The following is a 5,247-nucleotide window of genomic DNA, read 5'->3' on the forward strand; positions in this document are numbered from 1 at the left end:
CCGCGCGGGTACGGCCCAGCTGCGCCGCGAGCGCCGCGGACGTCGGCGCCGACGCGGAGCCCAACGGCCGTACGGCGTCCGGCTGGTGAGCCGGGTAGAGCAGCACGGGCTGCGGCCTCCCCTCCGGGAACACCACGGCCGCCCCCGTGACGAACGCGGAGGGGATCAGCAGCAGCCCCCGGCCGTCCAGGTGCATGTCCTCGTCCAACCCCGAGAACATCTTGACGCTCAACACCGGCGCCTCCCACCGGATGCGCGACGGAAGCAGCTGGTTGAACAGCCGCTGGACCCCGCCCTCCAGCAGGTCGCGCCCACGGGCCGCGCGGTCGGCCGCGAGCAGGTCCTCCGCCGGCGCCCGGTACGGCGCGAGCAGCACGTCGTGGACGTGGCCGAGCGCCCCGACCAGCCGGCCCAGCAACTCCCGGTCCTCGCCCAGCGCCCGGGCCCACCCGGGGACCGGCTGCACGGCCGCCACCTCGGCGAGGTCCTCCCGGATCCGCCGGCCCGGCGTGGCCGCGACGGCCTCCAGCAGCTCCGCGACGCTCCGGGTGCCCGTCGGGTTGAGGAACCCCGGCGACAGCCCGTGCGACGGCACCAGGTCCAGGACCATCCGCGCCCGCGGCCCCAGCCGGCCCCGGACCTCGCGGCGCCACGCCCCGAACCGCACGTCCTGGCCGCGGTCCTGCAGGACGCGCAGGGCCGCGTTCAGCTCCATCATCGGAGCCACGCTCCCGGCCACGCGCGTCCGGGCCAGGTCCTCGCCCGTGAAGTGGAACCGAAACGGCATCCCGTCCCCTGCCCTTCCCTCCCCGAACCGGCCGACCGCCACCGGGCGTTCATGATGCCAGTGGACCTGCGGGCCGAGGACCGCCGGGCCCCACCGGCGTTGCATTCGGGCCACGGCCCCGGCGCTCCCGCCGGTCGACCGGCAGCACGGCCCGCGCCGCCGCATCCACGAGATGCTCACGTAGGTTGGGGAGCCGGCCGCCCTCGTGACGGTCATGCAACCGATCGGCCGCTGAACCACACCTCAACTCTCGGGAGAACACAGATGCGTTGGCGTACCTTGGCGACGGCCGTCCTGCTCGCCGCAGTCTCCGTGGCAGGGCTGGGCACACCCGCCGCGACCGCGGCCGACCGCGGCGGGCTCATCCCCGCCGCCGACCGCGAGATCCGCTTCACCGCCGACGGCACGACTGCTTACGGCACCCTCCACGTCCCCGCCCACCGCGCCGGACACCGCCTCGCCGCCGCCCTGCTGCTCCCCGGCAGCGGGCCGACCGACCGCAACGGCGACGAGCCGCCCGCACTGACCCCGGGCACCCTCGCCCAACTCGCCGACACCCTCGGCGGCGACGGCGTCATGACGCTGCGCTTCGACAAGTACTTCACCGGCCGCACCGGCCCCGGCGCCTACCAGGGCGACCCCGGCCGGCTCGACCTCGACGCCTTCACCCGCCAGGCCGCGGCCGCCTACACCACCCTGCGCGACCAGCCCGAGGCCGACCCGCACGCCCTCCTGGTGGTCGGCCACAGCGAGGGCGGCCTGCAGGCCCTCCTCGTCGCCCGGACGGTCCGGCCCGCGCCGGCCGGTCTCGCACTGCTGGCCCCGCAGGACGCTCGCCTGCTCGACCTCCTCGCCGCCCAGGTCGCCGGCCAGCTCGACCAGGCCGTGGCCGCCGGCCAGGTGACCGCGGCGCAGGCCGAGGCGAACAAGGCGGGCGTGAGCGCCGCAATAGCGGAATTCCGGGCCGGCCGCCCGGCCGACACGAGCACGCTGCTGCCCCCGCTCGCCGCCCTCCTGAACGCGCTGTTCGGCCCGAACAACGCCCGCTTCGTGCGCAGCGACGACGCCGTCTACCCGCCCGACGTCGCCCGCGCGATCCGCCCCGGCACCCGGGTCACCGTCACGTGCGGCACCGCCGACACCAACGTCCCCTGCGCGACCACCCCGCCCCTGCTCGCCGCCCTCGCCCATGCCCGCACCACCGGCCCCGGCCTGCGCACCCTCGACGGCGTCGACCACTTCCTCCACCCGGCCGGCACGCCGGTGAACGACCACACCCTGGCACCCGCGGCCGTGGCGGCCCTGCACGAGTTCGCCCGCCCCTGGAAGCGGTAGCCCTCACCGGGCCGGACACAGGACCGGCGGACGCACGGAACGCATCCCGTGGCACGGGACGGGCGCGGAGGGGTGGGGCAGCGGCCCGGTCGAGTTCGCCGACGACGAATCGGACGGCGCCGACTGGCTGTTCGGCCTGCCGGCGGACGGCACGGCGGAGGCGTACGCCGACTGGGCCGGGGACTCCTACGAACGCGACATCGACCACGAAGCCGTCCAGGCCGTCCTGACCGGAGCCCCGCTCACCCGCCGAACGGTGGCCGCCCTGTCGGCGACCGCGGACTTCACCGCCGTCGCCGAGCAGGCCCGGAGCCTGGGCCACGCCGTCGACGAGCGCTGACCGCCGGGCCGTCACAGAATCGGCTCATCACATCCAGGCGGGCGACTCGATGCCCCCGAAGTCGTTCCAGGCACGGCAGTAGGCGCGTGATTCCGGCCCGACGGCCGGCTGGACCGATGCGAGGCCGAACCCGTCGTCCCAGGCGTTCAGCAGTGATTCGAAGAACCCTGTGGCAACGGCGATTCGGTCCGCCTCGTCGCCGTTCATCGCGACGCGCAGGCCGGTCGTGATCCCCGCTACGGGATTGTTCCGTTGAAGAGGGGCAGCCCCTTGGGGGTCGCCCACAGCCGCACCGAAGGGGGCCCGCCGGGTGGACTCGTCGAGTCGTGGGGTGGAATGACGCTCTGGCCATGGTCTCGCCGTGAGTGGAGACCTTCGAGAAGTTCGGATGGATGACGTGGAATTCGAAAGGCTTGTCGGCTCCGGCGACTGGCGCGACCCCGCCAAGGAGCGGCGCCTCTATGCGCGCGCCCGGAGCCCGTTGGGGGAGGTGCTCCTGCACCGGGCGCGGGCGACGCGGGGTGGTGTCGAGAGCCAGTGGGAGGGTTGGGAGGAGTGGACCGTCGGCATCGGCGGGAACGACGTCCTCGTCCTCCACGACATGGGCAATCCGGGCGGCCCGGCGCTGCGCCGGGTGGCGAAGACCGTCCACGGGGAGTTCGCCGGGGTCGGCATGACGGTGAGGGGGCAGCGCTCGCTGCTGCCGTCCGGCCGGTCCGTCGTGTTGTCGATGGCGGGCGGGGCGATCCGGTTCCGGACGCAGGGGTTCAGGATCCAGGCGGTGTCCGCGCGCGGCGATGTGGTGGGGGAGCGGCGCGGCGGCGTGTGGGGTGGGGTGAGGGCGGAGGCGGACGTCGTGGCCGCGGTCTGCGTGTTCGAGTGGGCGGGCCTCGACGGCTTTCTGGGTTTCCCGCTGCTCCAGTACGTCTGAGACGAACGGTCACCCGGTCATCCCTGGACGAACGGCAGCTCGCGCTGCATGATCGTCCGATGACCACTCCGGAGATCGTCGTCGAACGCCAGCTCGCCGCCTACAACAGCCATGACCTGGACGCCTTCCTGGCGACCTACGCCCCCGATGTCACCGTCAACCGCCGCGACGGCAGCCGTCTCGACGGGCGCGAGGCGCTGCGCGAGGTGTACGCGGGCATGTTCGCGAAGGCGCAGTGCCGGGCCGAGATCGTCGGGCGGCTGACCGAGGGGGAGTGGGTCGTGGATCGGGAGATCGCCCACGGCATCAAGGCCGACCCGGTCCGGGTGCTGGTCGGCTACCGGGTCCGCGAGGGCCTGATCGACCGGGTGGACTTCCTCGGTTGATCGCTGTTCGGAGCCGCCGGGAGCCCTGCCTCCGTATGATGATCATTCATGGGGGATGGCAGAGCGGTTGACAGGTCATCAGGCGTGATCATGGTGCAGGGTCGGGCCCGGCTGTGGGTGGCCGACGGCGCGGTGCACTGGCAGCGGGGGCGGGAGCTGATCGTCGTCCCGGGCGTCTGGGTGCGCAGGGTCGGCGTGGACGGCGGGACGCTGACGGTCGAGCTCTTCGACGACACCTCGCTGACGCTCCGGCACCGGCTGCCGGAGGTCGCCCGGGCGCTCGCGGACGAGATCGAGCCGCTGATCGGCGACAGCCCCGGGCCGGGCGACCGCCCGCCGATCCGGGACGTCACGCCGCCGCCCGCCGTGGTCAGGGCGATGCGGCGGACGGCCCGGGCCCTGCGCGCCTCGTCGCCGCTCGTCCGCGTGCAGATCGGGCACGCGGCGCTCGCCGTGCCGGTCGCCCTTTTGGCCGGAGGCTGGGTCACGCTCGTGGCCTGGGCGATGGCGGCGGCCGGCCTCTGGCTGATCGGGCTGTCCCTCCGGGTGGTCCAGCCGGTCAAGCGCTGGCGGGTGTGGCGGCGCGGGGTGACGGTGCGGGCGGAGTTCAAGCCCGATTTCGCCACGTACGCCAAGGCCGGTGACCTCCGCGCACTGTTCCGCGCGCTCGACGGCTCCGCGCACGACGAGTCCGTCCGCTGGGGCAACCGGCGCAACGAGGTCCGCTACGACCTGCGCGACCCGTCGCGCGTGATCGCGCCGACGCGCGTGATGTGGCTGGCCGACCTGCTCTTCGGGCTGGTGTTCGGCGCGGGCCTCGGCGGGGCGCTGGCCACGCCGTACCTGTCGCTGTTGCTCTGGCTGCTTCTGGGCGGTTCCTAGCCGTTCCGTCGCAGCCCCGGCGCGAGTGCGCCGGCGGTCCGCACGACCTGCTCGAAGGGTGCGAGGTCGCCGGCCGCCCGGCACAGCACGTGCGCGCCCTGCAGCAGCGTGATCAGCGTCGCGGCCAGTCCGCTCGCGGTGTCGGCGTCGAGCCCGGCGGTGGACAGCCGCTCGGCGAGGCGGTCCACCCATGCCGTGAACGCCGTCGAGGCGATCCGGCGCAGCGCCACGTAGTCGTCCTCCGAGCCGGTGCCGATGGTGACGGCGGCGACGGCGCAGCCGCTGCCCGTCGCCGAATCCGCGACCACCGGCCTGACCAGCTCGAAGAAGGCCTCGACGTCTACGCGGGCGGCGTGAACCGCCCCGTCGTGGGTCAACATCCTCAACGCCCGCGACGGCGCCTGGGGCATTGGAGGTCGCGCCCTCACCAACGCCGACCTCGCCGAGGCCCTCGCCGCCTGACCGGTCGGCCCTGACCGGTCGGCCCTGACCGGTCGGCCCGGCCGGCCTCGGCGGCACTGGAGCCCGGCGGGGGCGTGGTCGCTTTGGAAGCGGCGTGAGAGCGACGGGCGGCATAGGATCGGAG

General features: G+C 74.3%; 7 protein-coding genes. 4 read left to right on the plus strand and 3 right to left on the minus strand.

Annotated features, from left to right (window positions below; all coding sequences use genetic code 11):
• The coding region (locus tag ACFV4F_RS42070) for an ArsR family transcriptional regulator (protein WP_380511096.1) at nucleotides 1-787 on the minus strand (787 nt) is incomplete at its 3' end.
• A gap of 264 nt (nucleotides 788-1,051) precedes the next feature.
• On the opposite strand from ACFV4F_RS42070, the gene ACFV4F_RS42075 reads away from it, so the two are divergent.
• A complete protein-coding gene (locus ACFV4F_RS42075) occupies nucleotides 1,052-2,122 on the plus strand; it encodes a dienelactone hydrolase family protein (protein ID WP_380511081.1) in 1,071 nt (356 codons plus the stop codon).
• A gap of 367 nt (nucleotides 2,123-2,489) precedes the next feature.
• Here the strand turns inward: ACFV4F_RS42075 and ACFV4F_RS42080 are convergent, their stop codons facing one another.
• Nucleotides 2,490-2,747: a hypothetical protein gene (locus tag ACFV4F_RS42080; RefSeq protein ID WP_380511084.1), complete on the minus strand. Its 258-nt coding sequence runs from the start codon at nucleotides 2,745-2,747 to the stop codon at nucleotides 2,490-2,492.
• A gap of 103 nt (nucleotides 2,748-2,850) precedes the next feature.
• Here ACFV4F_RS42080 and ACFV4F_RS42085 point away from each other — a divergent pair, with 103 nt between their 5' ends.
• The 3 genes from ACFV4F_RS42085 to ACFV4F_RS42095 all read left to right on the plus strand — a co-directional run bounded on the left by ACFV4F_RS42085 (nucleotide 2,851) and on the right by ACFV4F_RS42095 (nucleotide 4,661).
• Complete coding sequence (locus ACFV4F_RS42085) at nucleotides 2,851-3,393, plus strand: hypothetical protein (RefSeq protein ID WP_380511087.1); 543 nt, start codon at nucleotides 2,851-2,853, stop codon at nucleotides 3,391-3,393.
• A 59-nt stretch (nucleotides 3,394-3,452) separates the two neighbouring features.
• Nucleotides 3,453-3,779 (plus strand): nuclear transport factor 2 family protein, encoded by a 327-nt coding sequence (locus tag ACFV4F_RS42090; protein ID WP_380442565.1) that lies wholly within the window; start codon nucleotides 3,453-3,455, stop codon nucleotides 3,777-3,779.
• Nucleotides 3,780-3,869: 90 nt separating this feature from the next.
• Nucleotides 3,870-4,661, plus strand: a complete 792-nt coding sequence (locus tag ACFV4F_RS42095) for a hypothetical protein (protein ID WP_380511090.1) — start codon at nucleotides 3,870-3,872, stop codon at nucleotides 4,659-4,661.
• Here the strand turns inward: ACFV4F_RS42095 and ACFV4F_RS42100 are convergent.
• Complete coding sequence (locus ACFV4F_RS42100) at nucleotides 4,658-5,041, minus strand: hypothetical protein (RefSeq protein ID WP_380511093.1); 384 nt, start codon at nucleotides 5,039-5,041, stop codon at nucleotides 4,658-4,660. The genes ACFV4F_RS42095 and ACFV4F_RS42100 overlap by 4 nt on opposite strands.
• Between the last annotated feature and the right edge of the window lie 206 nt (nucleotides 5,042-5,247).

It is taken from the genome of Kitasatospora sp. NPDC059722 (assembly GCF_042733235.1).
Lineage (GTDB): Bacteria > Actinomycetota > Actinomycetes > Streptomycetales > Streptomycetaceae > Kitasatospora.

Excerpts from the sequence above, each read along its gene's own strand:
- ACFV4F_RS42075 (WP_380511081.1), top strand. The coding sequence starts at position 1,052 with ATGCGTTGGCGTACCTTGGCGACGGCCGTCCTGCTCGCCGCAGTCTCC.
- ACFV4F_RS42085 (WP_380511087.1), top strand. The coding sequence starts at position 2,851 with ATGGATGACGTGGAATTCGAAAGGCTTGTCGGCTCCGGCGACTGGCGC.
- ACFV4F_RS42090 (WP_380442565.1), top strand. The coding sequence starts at position 3,453 with ATGACCACTCCGGAGATCGTCGTCGAACGCCAGCTCGCCGCCTACAAC.
- ACFV4F_RS42095 (WP_380511090.1), top strand. The coding sequence starts at position 3,870 with ATGGTGCAGGGTCGGGCCCGGCTGTGGGTGGCCGACGGCGCGGTGCAC.
- ACFV4F_RS42100 (WP_380511093.1), bottom strand. The coding sequence starts at position 5,041 with ATGTTGACCCACGACGGGGCGGTTCACGCCGCCCGCGTAGACGTCGAG.